Origin of the sequence: Brevundimonas vancanneytii (genome assembly GCF_901421975.1) — a bacterium.
Classification (GTDB): domain Bacteria; phylum Pseudomonadota; class Alphaproteobacteria; order Caulobacterales; family Caulobacteraceae; genus Brevundimonas; species Brevundimonas diminuta.
The window spans coordinates 1,084,726-1,102,352 of the sequence record NZ_LR588407.1 but is presented as its reverse complement, the minus strand read 5'-3'; the positions used below and the strand labels follow the sequence as shown (position 1 = coordinate 1,102,352).

Genomic DNA, 17,627 nt, shown 5'->3' with positions numbered 1-17,627 from the left:
CGCATGCTCGTTGTTCGCCCCGCCGGCCCCGCCGACCTTCACCACCTGCTCGAACTGGCCATCCTGTCCGGCCCCGGCTTCACCAGCCTGCCCGAGGACGCCGACGTCCTCAGCGAGCGCCTGGAACTGAGCCAGGCCAGCTTCGAAGGCCGCATCCCGCCGCAGGAAGCCTGGTACACCCTGATGCTGGAAGACGGCGACACGGGCGACATCGACGGCGTCGGTTCAGTCAAGGCGACGGTGGGGCTGAAGCGCCCCTTCTTCAGCTTCCGCGTGGTCAACAACACGGTCCAGTCGCCTTCGCTGAGCATCAAGCTGAACCATCAGACCCTGGTGCTGGTCAATGAATGCACCGGCTGGACCGAGGTCGGCTCCCTGTTCCTCAAAGCCGATCGTCGCAAGGGCGGCGCCGGGCGCTTGCTCAGCCAGTCGCGCTACATGCTGATCGGGGCCCAGCCGGACCTGTTCGCGGACAACGTGCTGGCCGAATTGCGCGGCGTCTTCACGCCCGACGGCTACTGCCCCTTCTGGGATCATGTGGCGCACAAATTCTTCCCCATGGACTTCGACGACGCCGACCGCATGAGCGGCTCGACCGACAAGCAGTTCATCCTCGACCTGGCCCCGCGCCACCCGATCTACATCGACCTGCTGCCCGAACCGGCCCGCGCCGTGATCGGCAAGGTCCACCCGCAGGGCGTGCCCGCCATGGCCCTGCTGGAATCCGAAGGCTTCCGCCCCAACGGCCTGGTCGACATCTTCGACGCCGGTCCGACGGTGGCCTGCGGCCGCGACAACATCCGCACCGTCCGCGACGCCCGCGTCCTGAGCGCCCGCATCGAGAAGGAGGTCGAGGTCGAACTGCCCAGCCTCGTCTCGACCGACAGCGTCTCGGCCTTCCGCGCCGTTCGCGCCCGCGTCCTGGTGGACGGCGAAACCGTTCACATGACCCCCGACGTCGCCGCCGCCCTGAAGATCAAGGACGGCGCCACGGTGCGGGTGAAGTCGTGATACCCGCGCTCAAGCAGCCGAAGGCGGTAGCGCACAAAAACGCCCTTCTCTCCTTGTGGGAGAAGGCAGCCTGCGAAGCAGGTCGGATGAGGGGTGTCGCCGCGACGTCCGCCTCTTATCTTAACTACAGCACCGCCCCGTCAGACGTCGCCGCAACCCCTCATCCGGTCGCTGCCGCGACCACCTTCTCCCGCAAGGGGAGAAGGGGAGAACTCAAATGACCCGTTTCATCTCCACCAACCCCGCCACCGGCGAAACCGTCTGGGAAGGCGAAGCCGCCACGACCGAACAGGTCGGCGCCGCCGTCGAGGCCGCCCGCGCCGCCTTCCCCGACTGGGCCGACCGCCCGCGCCAGGACCGCATCGACGCGGTGAAGCGCTATCAGGCCATCCTGAAAGACCGCGCCCCCGAAATGGCCGAGGCCATCAGTCGCGAGACTGGCAAGGCCCTGTGGGAGACCAAGACCGAACTGGCCTCGATGGCGGGCAAGGTCGACATCTCGATCCGCGCCTATGACGAGCGCACCGGCGAGCGCAGCAACGAGACCGCCTTCGGCCGCGCGACCCTGCGTCACCGCCCGCACGGCGTCTCGGCGGTGCTCGGCCCGTTCAACTTCCCCGGCCACCTGCCCAACGGGCACATCGTCCCGGCTCTGCTGGCGGGCGACACCGTCGTGTTCAAGCCGTCCGAGGAAACGCCCCTGACCGGCCAGCTGATGGCCGAGTGCCTGGACGCCGCCGACCTGCCCAAGGGCGTGTTCAACATGGTGCAAGGCGGGCGCGAAACCGGCGCGGCCCTGCTGGACCAGCCCATCGACGCCCTGATGTTCACCGGCTCGGGCGCGGCGGGCGCGCACTTCCGGCGCAAGTTCGCCGACGATCCCCACGTCATCCTGGCGCTGGAGCTGGGCGGCAACAATCCGCTGGTCGTCTGGGACGCCGCAGACGCTGAAGCTGTCGCCGGCATCGTGGTCCAGTCCGCCTTCGTCACCACGGGTCAGCGCTGCTCGTGCGCGCGCCGCCTGATTGTGCCGGAAGGCGCCCAGGGCGACGCCATCGTCGAGGCCGTGGCGGCCATGTCGGACCGCCTGAACTTCGCCCCGTGGGACAGCGACCCCGAACCCTACGCCGGGCCGCTGATCTCCGAGAAGGCCGCCGGCAACGCGCTGGCCGCACTGCAACAGCGCATCGACGCGGGCGCGCGCGTGATCCGCGCCTCGGGTCCGGTCGACAACCTGCCGGGCGCCTTCGTCAAGCCTGCGATCATCGACGTCACCGGCGTCGCGGTCGAGGATGAGGAGATGTTCGCTCCCTTCCTGCAGGTCATCCGCGTCCCGACCTTCGACGCCGCCATCGCCGCCGCCAACGCCACCAAATACGGCCTGTCCGCCGGTCTGGTCAGCGACGATGCGAAGAACTGGGACCGCTTCATCAACCGCATCCGCGCGGGCGTGGTGAACTTCAACCGTCCGACCACGGGCGCGGCGGGCGACATGCCCTTCGGCGGCCTGGGCGCCAGCGGCAACCACCGCCCCAGCGCCTACTACGCCGCCGACTACTGCGCCTATCCGGTCGCCAGCTTCGAGGCGGGGTCGGTCAAGAACATCGAAAACGAGATCAAGGGCTTGCGCGCATGACTTCCGCTGTCGAGGCCAATGCCGACGGCCTGATCGGGCCGACCCACTCCTACGCCGGACTGTCGCCGGGCAATCTGGCGTCCAGCCTGAACAAGGGCGAGGCGTCGAACCCGCGCGCGGCCGTGCTGCAGGGCCTCGACAAGATGAAGACCCTGGCCGACCTGGGCCTGCCCCAGTTCGTCCTGCCTCCGCATGAGCGGCCGAACATCCCCTTCCTGCGCGACCTCGGCTTCTCGGGCTCCGACGCCCAGGTGCTGAAGCGCGCATGGAAGGATGCGCCCTCCTTCGCCGCCGCCGCCTGTTCGGCCTCGCCCATGTGGGCCGCCAACGCCGCCACGGTGACGCCCAGCGCCGACAGCCGCGACGGCCGCGTCCACTTCACCCCCGCTAATCTGATCACCAACCTGCACCGCAGTCTGGAGCACGATCAGACGAAACGCGCGCTGGACGCCCTCTTCCCCGACGCCAGCCGTTTCGCCGTTCACGACGCCCTGCCCTCGGTCGCCCACCTGGCGGACGAAGGGGCGGCCAACCACGTCCGCCTGTGCCGCGATCACGGCGAGGCGGGCGTCAATCTGATGGTCTGGGGCCGCGAGGCCTGGGAGCATTGGGACGGTCCCTATCCCGCCCGTCAGACGCGCGAGGCGTCCGAGGCGATCATGCGCCGCCACGAAGCGTCCGGCGCCGTCCTGGCGCGTCAGGGCAAGGCCGCCATCGCCGGCGGCACCTTCCACAACGACGTGGTCTGCGTCGGGGCCCTGGACACCCTCTTCTTCCATGAGCTGGCCTTCGAGGACACGGACGCGACCAAGGCCGCCATCCGCGCCGCCGCCGACGGGTTCGAGCCGCAGTTCGTCGAGGTCTCGGCCGCCGACCTGCCGCTGGCCGACGCCATCAGCTCCTATCTGTTCAACTCCATGCTGATCCGGGTTCCGGGGCAGGATCGCCTGACCCTGATCTGCCCGACCGAGACGCGCGACAACCCGCGCAGCCATGCGGTCGCGCAAGGGCTCGCCGCCTCCAACGGCCCGATCGGCCATGTCGAATACGTCGACGTGCGCCAGTCGATGCGCAACGGCGGCGGCCCGGCCTGCCTGCGCCTACGCGTCGTCCTGACCGAGGCCGAGCTGGCGGCGACCAATCCGGCCATGCGCCTGACCGACGCCCTTCACGCCCGCCTGTCGGACTGGGGCCGTCGCTGGTATCGCGACAGCCTGACGGCGCACGACCTGGCCGATCCCGCCCTGCTGGACGAGACGCGCGGCGCGCTGGACGAGCTGACGCAGATCCTGAACCTCGGCGGCGGCTTCTATCCGTTCCAGCGGATCTGACCCTCAGACAGGACCATCGGCCGCAGCCCTCGTCACGCTGCGGTCAAGCCGCCGTCATCGGACCGTAATGCACCGCTCGTAAGCACGGCGCATGATCGCTTCACGCCGCGCCTTCATGGCCTCCGCCGCCGCCCTCGCCCTGTCGGGCTACGCCAAACGCGCCCACGCCGTCGCCGCCGAACCGGGCGGCTTCGTCGACGGCCCCTCGCGCAACGAGGTGTTCGGCTACGGCCCGATGAAGGCCGATCCCTATGGCCTGCTGGACCTGCCCGAGGGCTTCTCCTACCGCGTGGCGTCCCAGGCGGGCGAGACCATGGCCGACGGCCTGCTGACCCCCGACAAGTTCGACGGCATGGGCTGCTTCGGGCTGGACGAGGACCGGGTGATCCTGGTCCGCAACCACGAGGTCAATCCGCTGGAGTTCAACGCCAGCGCCTGGGGCGCCAACCATCGGCTGGTCGGCGACCTGGACCGCGCCCGCGTCTACGGCGTCTATCCCGATGAGAACGGCGCGGTCGCTCCGCTGGGCGGCGGCACCACCACCGTCGTCTACAACCTCAGGACCGGCCGCACCGAGCGCCAGCACCTCAGCCTGGGCGGCACGGCGGTCAACTGCGCCGGGGGCGTCACGCCCTGGGGCTCGTGGCTGAGCTGCGAAGAGATCGTCGCCGGGACCAAGGACGGCCTGCCCCAGGACCACGGCTGGGTGTTCGAGGTGCCCTCGCGCGCCACCGGCCTGGTCGATCCGACCCCGATCCGCGCCATGGGCCGCTTCAAGCACGAGGCCGCCTGCATCGATCCGCGCACCGGCGTCGTCTACATGACCGAGGACACGGCCGAGAGCCTCTTCTACCGCTACCTGCCGACCGACCCGCGCCGTCTGCAGGCGGGCGGCCGCCTTCAGGCCCTGGCCCTGGTCGATCAGGCGCGCGGCGACACCCGCAACTGGAACGACGTCCTGTGGCGCCAGGGCCAGCGCCTGGCCGTGCGCTGGGTCGATCTGGATCACGTCGAAAGCCCCGACGGCGACCTGTCCCTACGCGGCCACGCCTCGGGCGCGGCCCTATTCGCGCGCGGCGAAGGCGTCCACTGGGCGGGCGACCACCTCTATTTCACCTGCACCTCCGGCGGCGTCGGCCGTCACGGCCAGATCATGCGCTACGTCCCCAGCCCGCGCGAGGGCCAGTCGGACGAGGCCGGCCAGCCGGGCATGCTGGAGCTGTTCGTCGAGGCGGGCGACCGCGCCGTGCTGGACTATGTCGACAACATCGCCATCGCCCCGAACGGCCACGTCATCGGCTGCGAGGACAAGCAGGTCGGCACCCAGCATGTGAAGGGCGTCACCCCCGACGGCCGCGTCTACGCCATCGCCCGCAACGCCATGCGCCACGACGCCGATGAATCGAACACCGAGTTCGCCGGCGTCTGCTGGGCGCCGGACGGCCGGACCATGTTCGTGAACCTGTATTCCCCCGGCATGACGCTGGCCGTCACCGGCCCGTGGGAGCGGTTCAGGGTCTGAGGCCCTTCCCCCATACCGTCCCCCTCGGGCCTGTCCCGAGGGGGACGGACAGAGGGCTGTCAGCGCATCCTCACCGTCCAAACGCAGACAAATTCCGGCGTCGCCGCGCGTAGACCCGCGCTTTCACACTGTCGCCTGCGCCCATGCGATGATTTCTCCCCCGCGCCGCCGCAGAGGAGAGATTCAGACGTTTCAGACGAATTGGACTCTGTTTTTCTTCCTCCCCTTCAGGGGGAGGGAGAAGATGCGCCGCCTATGCCGCGAACCGCCCGCCTTTGGCGGCGTAGGCCTGGGTGCCGTGCGTGAACACCTTGTCGGTCGGCAGCACGGCCTCGATCGGCAGAGCCTCGGCGCCTTGCAGACGGTCGTAGATCGGGCCGAAGTCCTGAAGCGTCTCTCGCTTCAGCTGTTCGATGCTGTCGATGACGAAATAGACCTGCTGGAAGTCGTCGATCCGATAGAGGGTCTTCATCACCCGCTCCAGGTCGAAGCCCAGACGGTTCGGCGAGGGGTCTTCCAGGCTGAAGACGCTCTCGGTCGCCGACGACACGATGCCCGCGCCATAGATGCGAAGCTCGCCCGCTTCCTGCATCAGGCCGAACTCGACCGTGTACCAGTACAGGCGCGCCAGGTTCGGCAGCATGCCCAGCGACGCCGCCCGCTGCCCGCCCTTGCCGTAGGCCTCCATATAGGCGGCGAAGTCGGGGTCGGTGAGCATCGGCACATGGCCGAACACATCGTGGAAGATGTCCGGCTCCTGCAGGTAATCCAGTTGGTCCGGCTTGCGGATGAACTGGCCCGAGACGAAGCGGCGGTTGGCCAGGTGGTCGAAGAAGACCTCGTCCGGCACCAGTCCCGGCACGCAAACCACGGTCCAACCGGTCAGGGCCTGAAGCTTGGGGTTGATGATCTCGAAGTCGGGAATGCCGCCCGCGTTCAGGTCCAACGCGTCCAGGCCGCGCATGAAGGCCTCGCATGCCCGGCCAGGCAGGATCTTCATCTGCCGCTCGTACAGGGTGTTCCAGGTCTGGTGTTCGACCTCGGTATAGGCCGACCAGTTCTGAGGAATGGTCCAGTCGGCGGCGGCGCCTTCCGGCGGCTGCTCGAAAACGTGCTCGAAGTCGGACATGGGGACGCTCCTCACGGCTCTGATGGCCTTTCGGGGCAGATTAGCGCGCGTTTTCGTCCACGTCACGCACGGCTGTTGCAGCGCTTTCGTGGCGCGGCGCGGCGCAAAAGAAAACGGGCCGGAGGTTTCCCTCCGACCCGCTTCGCTTTGAAAGCTGTCTCTGGCGAACCAGAGGCCAGTTCCGAAATCTTACTTGATTTCGACCTTGGCGCCGGCTTCTTCCAGCTTCTTCTTCAGCTCTTCAGCAGCTTGCTTCGAGACGTTCTCGACGACCGGCTGCGGAGCGCCTTCGACCAGGTCCTTGGCTTCCTTCAGACCCAGGTCGGTGCGGACGCCGCGGACTTCCTTGATGACGTTGATCTTCTTGTCGCCGCCGTCAACCAGGACAACGGTGAACTCGGTTTGCTCTTCGCCAGCCGGAGCGGCTTCAGCAGCGCCGGCGACGGCGGCGACGGCGACCGGAGCGGCGGCCGAAACGCCCCACTTCTCTTCCAGCAGCTTCGACAGTTCAGCGGCTTCCAGGACGGTCAGAGCCGACAGTTCTTCAACGATTTTGGCGAGATCAGCCATTTTAGTCTTCCTTCGGTAGGATGAGGTTCAGAGAGATATGCAGAGATGACGGGCTTAGGCGGCGTCTTTGGTCGCGTACGCGTTGAAGACGCGCGCCAGTTGGCCGGCCGGCGCCTGCAGGACGCCAGCGACCTTGGTCGCCGGGGCTTGCAGCAGGCCGATGAGCTTGCCGCGCAGTTGGTCCAGCGACGGCAGCTTGGACAGGGCCTCGACGCCCTTGGCGTCCAGAACCTTGTCGCCCATGAAACCGCCCTGGATGACGAACTTGTCGTTGCCCTTGGCGAATTCGGCCGTGACCTTGGCGGCAGTGACGGGATCGGCGGCGTATGCGATGCCCACGGGGCCCTTGAACAGGCTGTGGTACTCGCTGCCTTCCTCGACGCCCAGCGCCTTGAGCGCCAGACGGTTCTTCACCACCTTGAACGCGCCGCCTTCTTTACGAAGGCGACCACGCAGGTCTTCCATCTCCACAACGGTCAGACCCAGGTTGTGGGTCACGACCACGGCGCCCGCGTCGGCGAACACGCTCTTCAGCGATTCGATCGACTCGGCTTTTTGTGCGCGGTCCATTGTGGTCTCCAGTTTTGGTATTCGCCGCCGGGCTTATTCCCGACGACGGATTTGGCTTAAGCGCCATGCATCGCTGCACAGCGTTCAGGCCGGTCTTATTGTCCGAAGGAAGCGTAGCCCGCCCGCCGGATGCCGGCAGGCAAAAGGTCTTTGCATCCCCATCTCCCCACGGCGCCAGAGGGCTCTCTGGACGTTTACGACGCGGGCGACCCCCGCATCCCGAAGTTCTCGGACAGGCATCGTCAGAACCGAGGCCCTGACGAGATGCGGGCTCTATACACGGCCCGGCGAGAAAATCAACGCTTGGGGGGCTTGGCTCCGCCCGCCGCCTGTCGGGTGGCGGCCTCACAGTCAAAGGCGCCGCAAAACTTGGTCATCAAATCTTGCAGATAGGCCATCTGGAAGCTCTGCATGGCTTGGTTCAAGGCGCCGCCCATCTCCATCTGCTTGGCGGCGATCGCGCGCCCCTGCGGCGTGTCGTAGAAACCGACCAAAGCCTCCAGTTCGGCCTCGGTGAAGCGCGTCTGGATGTCGTCGCTCAAGCTCTGGATCAGTCCATCCATATGAGGCCGCAGGATGATGACGGTATTGGCGCGGAACCACTCCAACTGTTCGGCCGGCATCTCGTCGGCCATGCCCATGAGTTCATCGCTGACCAGTTGCTGTACGAGCTTGTCGATGCCGCCCGTGGTCAACTCCAGATAGCGACGGGTCAAGGCCGCGCGATTGTCCGGAGCCTGCACAGAGGCCTTGGCCTGTTCCTCAAGCGACGCATGAGCATGGACGGGCGCCGCAAAGGTCGCTCCCGTCACGACAAGGGTGAAACAGACGGCGGACAGAACGGACGACATCGGATTCTCCATAGCGAGGCCACACCCATAACGAACACCGTTCGCCATTGAAAGCGCGCGCCCTACTCCGTCCCGCGCCCCGGATCGAAGTCGCGGATCAGTTCGGCCAGTTCGTCCTCGTCCACCACTGCGGCGGCGTCTTCGGTCGACATCCAGCGGCGCTCGCGTTGGGCGTCTTCGGGCCAGGCCCCCAGCTGGATGAAGACCTCCAGCGGATAGACGCTGGCGATGGTGGCCTGGACCCGCCCGGACTTCAGCCGCTTGCCGTACCGGAACCAGCCGATCGGCGCGCCCATGACGTCGCCCTGGACGCCCGCCTCCTCATAGGCCTCGATCACGGCGGCCTCGGCGTCGGTCTTGCCGGCCATGCGGTTGCCCTTGGGGATGACCCAGCGCCGCGTCTCGCGCGAGGTGATCATCATGATCTCCACGCCGTTCGAGCCATGCCGCCAAGGCAAGGCCGCGATCTGGCGCGTTTCCGAAGACAAGGTGCGGGGCTTGCTGGACATCAGGTCAGGAACAGCCCGCCCAGGACGTAGAACAGGGCGCCGATGGCCGCGGCGGCCGGCATGGTGATGAACCAGGCGGTGACGATGCTGCGCGCCACGCTCCAGCGTACGGCCGAAACGCGCTTGGCCGCGCCCACGCCGACGATGGCGCCGGTGATGGTGTGGGTGGTCGACACCGGAATGCCCATGCTGGTCGCCGCGAACAGGGTGATGGCCCCGCCCGTCTCAGCGCAGAAACCCTGCTGGGGGCTAAGCCGCGTAATGCGCGATCCCATGGTGTGAACGATCTTCCAGCCGCCGAACAGAGTGCCCAGAGCGATGGCCGCCTGACAGGTGATGACCACCCAGAACGGCACGTGAAACTCGCCGCCCAGCATGCCGCGCGAATAAAGCAGGATGGCGATGATCCCCATCGTCTTCTGGGCGTCATTGCCCCCGTGGCCCAGGGAATAGGCCGAGGCTGACACGAACTGCAAACCCCGGAAGACCCGGTCAGCGAAGTTGGGATTGGCCTTGGCGAACAGCCAGGACACGATCAGCACCAGCAGCAGGGCCAGCAGGAAGCCGATGGCCGGCGACATGAAGATGGCGCCCACCGTCTTCAGCACCCCGGCGATGACCACGGCGCTGGTCCCCGCCTTGGCGATGCCCGCTCCCAGCAGGCCGCCGATCAGAGCGTGCGAACTGGACGACGGAATGCCGCCCAGCCAGGTGATGACGTTCCAGCTGATGGCCCCCATCAGGGCGCCGAAGATCACCTGATCCGAGATCACGTCCGGCGAGATGATGCCCCGCCCGATGGTGTCGGCGACTTGCAGGCCGAAGAACAGAAAGGCGATGAAGTTGAAAAAGGCCGCCCACCCCACCGCATAGATCGGCGGCAGGACGCGCGTGGCGACGATGGTGGCGATCGAGTTGGCGGCGTCGTGCAGGCCGTTCAGGAAGTCGAACAGCAGGGCGACGCCGATCAGGAAGACCAGGATCAGAAGGGCGTGATCCATGGCGCCCTACAGGTGCTCGACCAAGACGCCGTTGATGCGATTGGCCACGTCCTCGAAGCGATCGATCACCTTCTCCAGGTGATCCAGCAGCTGGCTGCCGATGATGAAGCCCAGGGTGTTGCCGCCCGTCATGTCGTGACGGTGCGCCTCATAAAGCGTCTTCATGCCCGCATCATAGAGGTCGTCGCTGCGGGCTTCCAGGTTGGTGATCTGCTCCGTCAGGATCGCCAGCCGCTCATGGTTCTTGCGCATCGCCGGCAGCAGGCCGAAGGCCTCCTGCGTCAGGGCCGCGCATTCGACCGCGATGTCGGCCAACTCCCGCATCTTGGGCGAGAAATCGCGCATCTCGTACAGGGTGACGATCTTGGCCGCCTTCTGCATCTGGTCGATGGTGTCGTCCAGCGAGTTGGTCAGGCCGCGGATGTCCGAACGGTCAAACGGAGTGATGAAGCTGCGACGCACGGCGAACAGCACCTCGCGCGCGATCTCGTCGGCTTCTTCCTCGTGGGCGACCACCTTGGCGCACCATTCGCCGGTCGCGGGTCCGCCGTTCATCATCTGACGCAGGGCGCCCGCGCCATGAACCAGCGACTGAGCGTGGGCGTCGAACAGCCGGAAGAAGTTGTCTTCCTTCGGCAACAGCGCCTGGAACCAGTTGAGCATGGGTCGTCTCCGCAAGGCCGCCTCGCGCATACCGAGGACCGAGCCGGCGCCCCAAGTCCCGGCTTCCGGCCTCTTCGTCAAGTCATCCGCATACGGATTCTCGGATTTCTCCCCCAGCCATTGACGCCGTTCCAGCCGAGGCGCATGAAGAAAATGTCATCTTTGTGTTCAAATAGCGTCTGAAAATGTCATGACCTACCCTGCGGAGCAGGAGCGCCTGCTTGTCGAAGCCGGCCAGGCTCTAGCGCGTCGCGACCCCCAGTCCGCCTTGCGGTTGCTGGATCAGGCGGATCAGTTCGGTAAAACGCACAACGCCACCCTGAACCGCGCCGTCGCCCTGCGCCTTATGGGGGACTACCACGCCTCCCTGCACGTCCTGGACGAAGCGCTCGACATGCGGCCCTACGACTTCATGGCGCTGCTGGCCAAGGGCGCCATGCTGGAGAAGATCAACCAGACCAAGACGGCGGTCGAAGTCTATCGCAACGCCCTGAAGATCGCCCCGCCGCGCGCCTCCTGCCCGCCCGGCGTCGTCAGCCAGATGGACTACGCCAGCAACCTGATCGACCGACACGCCAAGGCGCTGGCCGAGTTCATGAAAGATCGCATCGCGCCGCTGAAGACCGACCTGGGCGAAGCCAGCCGGGATCGCTTTGAAGAAGGCCTGGAGATCTACGCTGGTCTGAAACAGCCGCCCAAGCAGCAGCCGCTCCTGCTCAACTACCCGCGCCTGCCGGTCATCCCCTTCTATGACCGCACCCTGTTTCCCTGGCTGGCGCAGTTGGAAGAGGCGACCCCCGTCATCCAGGCCGAGTTGGCGACCCTGCTCGAAACCGCCTTCGACGAGTTCTCGCCCTACATCGCCTATCCCAAGGGCGCGCCGGTCAATCAATGGGGCGAACTGAACCACTCGCGCAAATGGAGCTCCCTCTTCCTATGGAAGGACGGTCTCCGTCAGGATGAAGTCTGCGCCCGCGCGCCCCGGACCGCCGCCTTGCTGGAAAGCCTGCCCATGGCCGATCAGGACGGTTTCGCGCCCACCGCCATGTTCTCGGCGCTTCAGCCCAAGACGCATATTCCGCCGCATACCGGCTCGTCGAACGTGCGCCTGCTGACGCACCTGCCGCTGATCCTGCCGGGACCGGCGCGCTTCCGCGTGGGCAATACAGTGCGCGAATGGGAGATGGGCCGCGCCTGGGTCTTTGACGACACCATCGAGCATGAAGCGTGGAATGAGGCGGAGGCCATGCGCGTCATCCTGATCTTCGACGTCTGGAACCCCTACCTCGACGACGGCGAGAAACGGCTGATCACCGAGATGATGAAGGCGCAGCGAGAGTTCACGGGAGGTTGAAACCCCGACTGGCCTCTCAAGCCCGCCCAACAGAAAACGGCCCCGGAAGATCGCTCTTCCGGGGCCGTCGTCATTCTTAGCCGTGAAGCCGGATCAGGCGCCCAGCGAAGCCGGGTCGATCTTGAAGCCCGGGCCCATCGTCGAGGACAGGGCGATGCGCTTCACATAGGTGCCCTTGGCGCCCGACGGCTTGGCGCGGACGAGGGCGTCCACGATGGCCTTGACGTTGGCTTCCAGGGCGTCCTGGGTGAAGGAGGCCTTGCCGATGCCGGCGTGGACGATGCCCGCCTTCTCGACGCGGAACTCGACAGCGCCGCCCTTGGCGTCCTTGACGGCCTGAGCGACGTTCGGGGTCACGGTGCCGACCTTCGGGTTCGGCATCAGGCCGCGCGGGCCCAGCACCTTACCCAGACGACCGACCAGGGCCATCATGTCCGGCGACGCGATCACGCGGTCGAAGTCCATGAAGCCGCCGGCGATCTTCTCGTACAGGTCTTCAGCGCCGACGTGCTCGGCGCCGGCCGCCTTGGCTTCATCAGCCTTGGCGTCCTTGGCGAAGACGGCGACGCGGACGTCACGGCCGGTGCCCGAGGGCAGGTTCACCACGCCGCGGACCTGTTGGTCGGCGTGACGCGGGTCGACGCCCAGGTTGATGGCGATTTCGATCGACTCGTCGAACTTGGCCTTGGCGTTGTCTTTCACCAGCTTGATGGCGTCCGAGAAGGCCAGCAGGTCTTCGGTGACGCCCGTGCGGGCCTTATGGGCTTTGGTCAGCTTAGCCATGTCTTAGCCCTCCACCACTTGAATGCCGATGGCGCGGGCCGAGCCCTCGATGATGCGCGACGCGGCGTCCAGGTCGTTCGCGTTCAGGTCTTTCATCTTCTTCTCGGCGATTTCGCGCAGTTGCGTCTGCGTGATCTTGCCGGCGAACTCGCGGCCGACGAGCTTGGCGCCCGACTTGATGCCAGCGGCTTGCTTCAGATACCAGGTCGCCGGCGGCGTCTTGGTGATGAAGGTGAACGACTTGTCCTGATAGACGGTGATGACGGTCGGAAGCGGGGTGCCCTTGGCTTCCTTCTCGGTCCGCGCGTTGAACTCCTTGCAGAAGCCCATGATGTTCACGCCGCGCTGACCCAGAGCCGGGCCGATCGGGGGCGAAGGCGTGGCCGAACCGGCCGGCACTTGCAGCTTGATATAGCCGAGAATCTTCTTGGCCATTGGTCTCTCCTATGAATGACCCGGCGACGATGCGCCCGGCCGGTGAGCCGTGGTGCGGCATGGCTGCCTTCCACGGATTTGACGCCGGGCGACTCGAAGGCCGTCCAGCGAAGGCGCGCGTTTAGCAGGCAGACCCTGAAAACGCAAACGGGACCGCCCGAAGACGGTCCCGATCTCTGCGTGGCGTCAGCAGCCGATCAGGCGCTGACCTTCTCCACCTGATTGTACTCCAGCTCGACCGGGGTCGGGCGGCCGAAGATCGAGACGGCCACGCGCAGGCGGGCGTTCTCTTCGTCGACGCTTTCGACCTGACCGTCGAAGCTGGCGAACGGGCCGTCGATGACCTTGACGTTCTCGCCGATGTCGAAGCGGATGGTGGGCTTCGGACGCTCGACGCCCTCTTCCACCTGGCCGATGATGTTCTGAACTTCACGCTCCGAGACCGGCAGGGGCTTGGTGCCGCCCGCGGCGCCCAGGAAGCCCGTGACCTTCGGCGTGTTCTTGACCAGGTGGTAGGCCTCGTCCGTCATCTCCATCTTCACCAGCACATAGCCGGGGAAGAATTTGCGCTCGGCGTTGACCTTCTTGCCGCGGCGGATCTCGATGACGTCCTCGGTCGGAACCAGGATTTCAGAGAAGGCGTCTTCCAGGCCCTGTTGCTTGGCCTGGTCGCGCAATTGCTCGGCGACCTTCTTCTCGAAGTTCGAATAGGCGTGGACGATGTACCACTTGTGGCGGGGGTTGGCCGCCGGCTTGGGCGCTGCATCGGTCATATGCGCGTCTCCTTTATTGGCCAAGGCTGAGGATGATGCGGGACGCGAAGCCGAGACCCGTGTCGACGATCCAGAAGAAGGCGGCCGCGATCAGCACCATGATGAAGACCATCACCGAGGTGATCCAGGTCTCCTTGCGGCTGGGCCACACGATCTTGCGGGCTTCAGCGCGAACTTCGCTGATGAACTGCGGGATGGACGTCTTCTTCTTCGGCGCGGGCGCGTCGACGGCCACGGTCGCTGCGCCTTGCGCGGCTGCTGCGGTCTTGGTCCCCGTGGTGCGGCGGCCGCCCGGGGTCTTCGCCTTGGCCATTTGACGTCTCTTCAACCTCTGGATCCTGCTGCTCCACATGGGAAGTCCCAGGCGATCACAACAGGGGGAATGGCAGGAGTGGAGGGACTCGAACCCCCGGCCCTCGGTTTTGGAGACCGATGCTCTACCAGCTGAGCTACACTCCTAGTGTCCCGGACAAAGATCAGCGCGCCGTGGATAACCACCCAGCGGCGCGACCCTCGCCAGAGGGGGGCGTATGCCCGAGCCCCACGGTCATTTCAAGGGCCATCTGCGCCGCAGACGCGCGAAGTCGCGGATTTTCCTCAGAACAGACGCGCCACGGCGCTGGGCTCATAGCTCAGCCCTTTCACCAGGGCGTCGGAATCGCCGATCGAAAAGGTCTGGGCCCGGCTGCGGCCTTCAACCACCGCCACCGCCTCGATCTCTTCGGGAATCACCTTGACCACCGCCACGGCGTCGCCGCCGGGCGCCCAGGGGCTGAGGTCGGGCGAGCGGGCGATGATCAGGTCGTTCAGCCGCTTCACCTCGTCGCCGTCCGTAACCTCCTCGGCGCGGCCGTCGATGGAGACGCCGACCGCCTCCCCTTCCTCGCCCACGCCGCGCACGGCCACGCCGACGCGCGGGTCGGCGGTCATGTTCTTCAGCTTCTCGCTGTCGCGAGCGGTGACGAAATAGAGGTTCAGCCCGTCGTTCAGATAGCCCAGCGTCGCCGCCTGCGGCCGTCCGTCGGCCCGGTTCACGGCCAGGGTCATCAGCTTCTGGCTGTCCAGCAGCTTGAGAATGGCGGCCACCGCGCCGCCGTGGATCGGGGTGATGCGCGAGGTCGAGCTCATGGCGTTTCTCCAGAAGATGACGAGACAGATTGACTGAACAGCTTCGATGCAGCCTTGACGCAGATCAAGGCGACTGGACGCCGCTTCGGTTCCAATGCCCCTATGACAGAGTCCCGCTTCGCGTCCGATGCGCCTCGCCTGGAGGTGGCCCCCCTCAGCGAAGCCGAGGCGCCGGCCGCCTTCGCCCTGGCGCGGTTGTGGCGGCCCAATCTGGAGCCGGCGCAGTGGAACGCCTTCCTGTCCGCCTGGCGCGCCGCACCGGAAAGCCGGGGCATCCTCAGCGCCCGCAATCAGCGCGGCGGGGTGCTGGGCTTCGTCAGTTGGTGGCGCCAGCCCGACCTGGAGTACGGCGAGACCCTGTGGGCCGGTCCCTTCGTGGTGCGCGAAATGGGGGTGCGGCCCCTGGTGCGGCAGAGCCTGGCCGTCGAACTGACCGCCCTGGCCTGTCAGTTGGGCGCTCGGCTACGCTACGCGGAGGAAGCCGCCGCACCGGACTGCGCCGCCGAACTGACGGCTAGGACAGGCTGACCTATTCGGAATCGGCCGCTTATCGCCTAGACTGCCGCGCTATCCGGGAGACGACGTTCGTGAACACCGCTGCGGCCCAGGCCGAAATCGAAGAGGTGCGTCTGGAAGACGTCCATCCGTGCTCCACCTGCGGCGCCCGCCCGCTGGGCGTCTGCGCGGACCTGAAGGGCCATGAACTTCAAAGCATGGCCTGCGCCAGCGAAAGCGTCTCGGCCCAGCCCGGCCAGGCCCTGTTCCACGAGGGCGACCCGAACCCCTATGTCTTCAACGTCGTAGACGGCGCGGTGAAGCTGTATCGCCTGCTGCCCGACGGACGACGCCAGATCACCGGCTTCCTGTTCCAGGGCGACTTCCTGGGCCTGGGCGGACGCGGTCCGTCCAGCTTCACCGCCGAGGCGCTGACGCCGCTGAACGCCTGCCGTTTCCGGCGCGGCGACTTCGATCAACTGCTGAACGCCCTGCCCGCGCTGGAGCACCGCCTGGTGGCCCTGGCCGGGGACGAACTGATGGCCGCGCAGGAGCAGATCGTCCTGCTGGGCCGCAAGACGGCGCGCGAGCGGCTGGCCAGCTTCCTGACCCGCCTGTCCGAGCGACAGGTGCAGCTGGGCGGCGCCGTGGGCCACGTCCACCTGCCGATGACGCGGCTGGACATCGCCGACTATCTGGGCCTGACGATCGAGACGGTCAGCCGGGTCTTCACCCAGTTCAAGACCTCGGGCCTGATCCAGCTGCTGCCGGGCAATGACGTCGCCCTGCCCGATCCGGCCGCCCTCAAGGCCCTGGGCGAAGGCGCCGCCTGATCTCATTTCAGAAAAAAGGTGAAGGGGACGCGGCCTGACGTTCCGCGCCCCTCCCTGCATCGGCTTTAGAACTTGCGGCCGACGCCCACCGACACGACCCAGGGATCCAGGCTGACGCTGCTCTTCAACGCGCCGCCGTTGATCTTGGCGTCCGTGTCGAACCACACCTTCTTGGCGTCCAGGTTCAGCGTCCACGGGCCGGAGAGGTTCCAGTCCGCCCCGGCCTGAAGCGCGACGCCGAAGCCGTCGTCCAGATCGACCTCGAAGCCGTTCTTATCCTTGCCGCTGAAGAAGGCCATGTAGCTCACGCCCGCCCCGACATAGGGGCTGACCGTCGCGTTCGGCGTCGGTCGGTATTGCAGCGTCACAACCGGCGGCAGCACCCAGGTCTCATGCACGGCCACGTCGGTCGCGCCGCCCTTGGCCCGGACTTCGTGCTGAGTCGCGCCCAGGATGGCCTCGACGGCCCAGTGGTCGGCGACGAAATAGGTGAAGCCCAGCGTCGGCATCCAGTCGTCGCCCACATCGACCTTCAGGCCGCTGTCGGCCCCGGCGGCGGTGACGATGGCGTCATCGGCCTGCGGCAGGACGCCCGTCATGCGGGCCGTGACGATCAACGAGCCCTTGCCTACCTGTTCAGGCGCGGCGTTCTGGGCCGAGGCGGCGCCTGCGACGGTCAGCAGGCTGACGGAGGCGATCAATGCGGCGGCGGTTTTCATTAGTTTAATCCCCGACATTCGCCGGATCGAAAAACGCCCGGCTTCGATGTCTTGCCGATCATGCGCCTGCAACCGCCGCACAGCCTTGATCCATCGCAAGCCATGGATATTTCTTCGGTTTCGGCCAAGAAAAATCCCCTCCGACAAGCGCCGAAGGGGATCTTTCAGTCGGCATCAGCGGCCGAAGCGTCAGGGCTCTGAATGGCCCTCGTCTCCGGCGTCCGACAGTTGGAACTCATGCCACAGGCCGTTCAGCACCCCGAAGAGCACCGCAAGGCCCAAGCCCAGGATCCAGGCGAAATACCACATGGAAT

20 protein-coding genes, 1 tRNA gene and 1 pseudogene are annotated in these 17,627 nt (G+C 66.5%); 7 read left to right on the top strand and 15 right to left on the bottom strand.

All coding sequences use genetic code 11. From position 1 onward, the window contains the following. The first annotated feature begins 3 nt into the window (after positions 1–3). The 4 genes and pseudogenes from FGL25_RS05305 to FGL25_RS05290 all read left to right on the top strand — a co-directional run bounded on the left by FGL25_RS05305 (position 4) and on the right by FGL25_RS05290 (position 5,500). Positions 4–1,011 (top strand): arginine N-succinyltransferase, encoded by a 1,008-nt coding sequence (locus FGL25_RS05305; protein WP_138141140.1) that lies wholly within the window; start codon positions 4–6, stop codon positions 1,009–1,011. Positions 1,012–1,219: 208 nt separating this feature from the next. Further along, positions 1,220–2,647: pseudogene (gene astD, locus FGL25_RS05300) on the top strand (succinylglutamate-semialdehyde dehydrogenase); the annotation flags it as partial. After that, positions 2,644–3,978, top strand: coding sequence for an N-succinylarginine dihydrolase (astB, locus tag FGL25_RS05295; protein WP_138141138.1), 1,335 nt, complete (start codon positions 2,644–2,646; stop codon positions 3,976–3,978). The pseudogene astD and the gene astB, both read left to right, overlap by 4 nt. 91 nt (positions 3,979–4,069) lie before the next feature. After that, positions 4,070–5,500 (top strand): alkaline phosphatase PhoX, encoded by a 1,431-nt coding sequence (locus FGL25_RS05290; protein WP_138141137.1) that lies wholly within the window; start codon positions 4,070–4,072, stop codon positions 5,498–5,500. Positions 5,501–5,753: 253 nt separating this feature from the next. Here FGL25_RS05290 and phhA read toward each other — a convergent pair whose 3' ends face one another. From phhA to FGL25_RS05255, 7 genes are all read right to left on the bottom strand, one after another. Continuing rightward, positions 5,754–6,629: a phenylalanine 4-monooxygenase gene (gene phhA, locus FGL25_RS05285; RefSeq protein ID WP_138141136.1), complete on the bottom strand. Its 876-nt coding sequence runs from the start codon at positions 6,627–6,629 to the stop codon at positions 5,754–5,756. Positions 6,630–6,818: 189 nt separating this feature from the next. Next, positions 6,819–7,199, bottom strand: coding sequence for a 50S ribosomal protein L7/L12 (gene rplL / locus FGL25_RS05280; RefSeq protein ID WP_046654319.1), 381 nt, complete (start codon positions 7,197–7,199; stop codon positions 6,819–6,821). Positions 7,200–7,253: 54 nt separating this feature from the next. Next, the gene (rplJ, locus tag FGL25_RS05275) at positions 7,254–7,769 is read right to left on the bottom strand and encodes a 50S ribosomal protein L10 (RefSeq protein WP_003165479.1); all 516 of its coding nucleotides are present in this window, start codon (positions 7,767–7,769) and stop codon (positions 7,254–7,256) included. 296 nt (positions 7,770–8,065) lie between these two features. Then, complete coding sequence (locus FGL25_RS05270; protein ID WP_167493290.1) at positions 8,066–8,620, bottom strand: DUF2059 domain-containing protein; 555 nt, start codon at positions 8,618–8,620, stop codon at positions 8,066–8,068. Between the two features lie 62 nt (positions 8,621–8,682). Beyond that, positions 8,683–9,129: an NUDIX hydrolase gene (locus tag FGL25_RS05265; RefSeq protein ID WP_003165481.1), complete on the bottom strand. Its 447-nt coding sequence runs from the start codon at positions 9,127–9,129 to the stop codon at positions 8,683–8,685. Next, complete coding sequence (locus FGL25_RS05260) at positions 9,129–10,130, bottom strand: inorganic phosphate transporter (protein WP_003165482.1); 1,002 nt, start codon at positions 10,128–10,130, stop codon at positions 9,129–9,131. The genes FGL25_RS05265 and FGL25_RS05260 overlap by 1 nt, the downstream gene beginning before the upstream one ends. 6 nt (positions 10,131–10,136) lie before the next feature. Beyond that, positions 10,137–10,793 (bottom strand): DUF47 domain-containing protein, encoded by a 657-nt coding sequence (locus FGL25_RS05255; RefSeq protein WP_167493289.1) that lies wholly within the window; start codon positions 10,791–10,793, stop codon positions 10,137–10,139. A 190-nt stretch (positions 10,794–10,983) separates the two neighbouring features. Here FGL25_RS05255 and FGL25_RS05250 point away from each other — a divergent pair, with 190 nt between their 5' ends. Beyond that, positions 10,984–12,147, top strand: coding sequence for an aspartyl/asparaginyl beta-hydroxylase domain-containing protein (locus FGL25_RS05250; protein ID WP_252970042.1), 1,164 nt, complete (start codon positions 10,984–10,986; stop codon positions 12,145–12,147). Between the two features lie 93 nt (positions 12,148–12,240). Here FGL25_RS05250 and rplA read toward each other — a convergent pair whose 3' ends face one another. From rplA to FGL25_RS05220, 6 genes are all read right to left on the bottom strand, one after another. After that, positions 12,241–12,930, bottom strand: coding sequence for a 50S ribosomal protein L1 (gene rplA / locus FGL25_RS05245; RefSeq protein WP_003165486.1), 690 nt, complete (start codon positions 12,928–12,930; stop codon positions 12,241–12,243). Positions 12,931–12,933: 3 nt separating this feature from the next. Continuing rightward, entirely contained in the window at positions 12,934–13,365 is a 432-nt protein-coding gene (gene rplK, locus FGL25_RS05240; protein WP_003165488.1) for a 50S ribosomal protein L11, read from the bottom strand. A gap of 197 nt (positions 13,366–13,562) precedes the next feature. Next, positions 13,563–14,138, bottom strand: coding sequence for a transcription termination/antitermination protein NusG (gene nusG, locus FGL25_RS05235; protein WP_003165489.1), 576 nt, complete (start codon positions 14,136–14,138; stop codon positions 13,563–13,565). Between the two features lie 13 nt (positions 14,139–14,151). Beyond that, positions 14,152–14,451, bottom strand: a complete 300-nt coding sequence (secE, locus tag FGL25_RS05230) for a preprotein translocase subunit SecE (protein WP_003165490.1) — start codon at positions 14,449–14,451, stop codon at positions 14,152–14,154. 70 nt (positions 14,452–14,521) lie between these two features. After that, positions 14,522–14,597: transfer RNA gene (locus tag FGL25_RS05225), tRNA-Trp, on the bottom strand. Positions 14,598–14,735: 138 nt separating this feature from the next. Further along, the gene (locus FGL25_RS05220; RefSeq protein WP_003165491.1) at positions 14,736–15,266 is read right to left on the bottom strand and encodes a pyridoxamine 5'-phosphate oxidase family protein; all 531 of its coding nucleotides are present in this window, start codon (positions 15,264–15,266) and stop codon (positions 14,736–14,738) included. A gap of 102 nt (positions 15,267–15,368) precedes the next feature. Between FGL25_RS05220 and FGL25_RS05215 the strand changes: the two genes are divergently transcribed. Together FGL25_RS05215 and FGL25_RS05210 are read left to right on the top strand one after the other, a co-directional pair. Next, positions 15,369–15,794, top strand: a complete 426-nt coding sequence (locus FGL25_RS05215) for a hypothetical protein (RefSeq protein ID WP_252970041.1) — start codon at positions 15,369–15,371, stop codon at positions 15,792–15,794. 59 nt (positions 15,795–15,853) lie between these two features. Then, positions 15,854–16,594, top strand: coding sequence for a Crp/Fnr family transcriptional regulator (locus FGL25_RS05210; protein ID WP_046654326.1), 741 nt, complete (start codon positions 15,854–15,856; stop codon positions 16,592–16,594). A gap of 65 nt (positions 16,595–16,659) precedes the next feature. Here FGL25_RS05210 and FGL25_RS05205 read toward each other — a convergent pair whose 3' ends face one another. Together FGL25_RS05205 and cydX are read right to left on the bottom strand one after the other, a co-directional pair. Continuing rightward, positions 16,660–17,313, bottom strand: coding sequence for an OmpW/AlkL family protein (locus FGL25_RS05205; RefSeq protein WP_252970040.1), 654 nt, complete (start codon positions 17,311–17,313; stop codon positions 16,660–16,662). A gap of 189 nt (positions 17,314–17,502) precedes the next feature. After that, positions 17,503–17,622: a cytochrome bd-I oxidase subunit CydX gene (gene cydX, locus FGL25_RS05200; RefSeq protein WP_003165496.1), complete on the bottom strand. Its 120-nt coding sequence runs from the start codon at positions 17,620–17,622 to the stop codon at positions 17,503–17,505. Positions 17,623–17,627 lie beyond the last annotated feature (5 nt).

Coding starts and splice junctions, on each gene's coding strand:
- FGL25_RS05205 (WP_252970040.1), bottom strand. CDS start 17,313: ATGAAAACCGCCGCCGCATTGATCGCCTCCGTCAGCCTGCTGACCGTC.
- FGL25_RS05255 (WP_167493289.1), bottom strand. CDS start 10,793: ATGCTCAACTGGTTCCAGGCGCTGTTGCCGAAGGAAGACAACTTCTTC.
- rplK (WP_003165488.1), bottom strand. CDS start 13,365: ATGGCCAAGAAGATTCTCGGCTATATCAAGCTGCAAGTGCCGGCCGGT.
- FGL25_RS05270 (WP_167493290.1), bottom strand. CDS start 8,620: ATGTCGTCCGTTCTGTCCGCCGTCTGTTTCACCCTTGTCGTGACGGGA.
- FGL25_RS05215 (WP_252970041.1), top strand. CDS start 15,369: ATGACAGAGTCCCGCTTCGCGTCCGATGCGCCTCGCCTGGAGGTGGCC.
- FGL25_RS05250 (WP_252970042.1), top strand. CDS start 10,984: ATGACCTACCCTGCGGAGCAGGAGCGCCTGCTTGTCGAAGCCGGCCAG.
- astB (WP_138141138.1), top strand. CDS start 2,644: ATGACTTCCGCTGTCGAGGCCAATGCCGACGGCCTGATCGGGCCGACC.
- rplL (WP_046654319.1), bottom strand. CDS start 7,199: ATGGCTGATCTCGCCAAAATCGTTGAAGAACTGTCGGCTCTGACCGTC.
- FGL25_RS05220 (WP_003165491.1), bottom strand. CDS start 15,266: ATGAGCTCGACCTCGCGCATCACCCCGATCCACGGCGGCGCGGTGGCC.
- nusG (WP_003165489.1), bottom strand. CDS start 14,138: ATGACCGATGCAGCGCCCAAGCCGGCGGCCAACCCCCGCCACAAGTGG.
- FGL25_RS05260 (WP_003165482.1), bottom strand. CDS start 10,130: ATGGATCACGCCCTTCTGATCCTGGTCTTCCTGATCGGCGTCGCCCTG.
- FGL25_RS05290 (WP_138141137.1), top strand. CDS start 4,070: ATGATCGCTTCACGCCGCGCCTTCATGGCCTCCGCCGCCGCCCTCGCC.
- rplJ (WP_003165479.1), bottom strand. CDS start 7,769: ATGGACCGCGCACAAAAAGCCGAGTCGATCGAATCGCTGAAGAGCGTG.
- rplA (WP_003165486.1), bottom strand. CDS start 12,930: ATGGCTAAGCTGACCAAAGCCCATAAGGCCCGCACGGGCGTCACCGAA.
- FGL25_RS05305 (WP_138141140.1), top strand. CDS start 4: ATGCTCGTTGTTCGCCCCGCCGGCCCCGCCGACCTTCACCACCTGCTC.
- cydX (WP_003165496.1), bottom strand. CDS start 17,622: ATGTGGTATTTCGCCTGGATCCTGGGCTTGGGCCTTGCGGTGCTCTTC.
- secE (WP_003165490.1), bottom strand. CDS start 14,451: ATGGCCAAGGCGAAGACCCCGGGCGGCCGCCGCACCACGGGGACCAAG.
- FGL25_RS05265 (WP_003165481.1), bottom strand. CDS start 9,129: ATGTCCAGCAAGCCCCGCACCTTGTCTTCGGAAACGCGCCAGATCGCG.
- phhA (WP_138141136.1), bottom strand. CDS start 6,629: ATGTCCGACTTCGAGCACGTTTTCGAGCAGCCGCCGGAAGGCGCCGCC.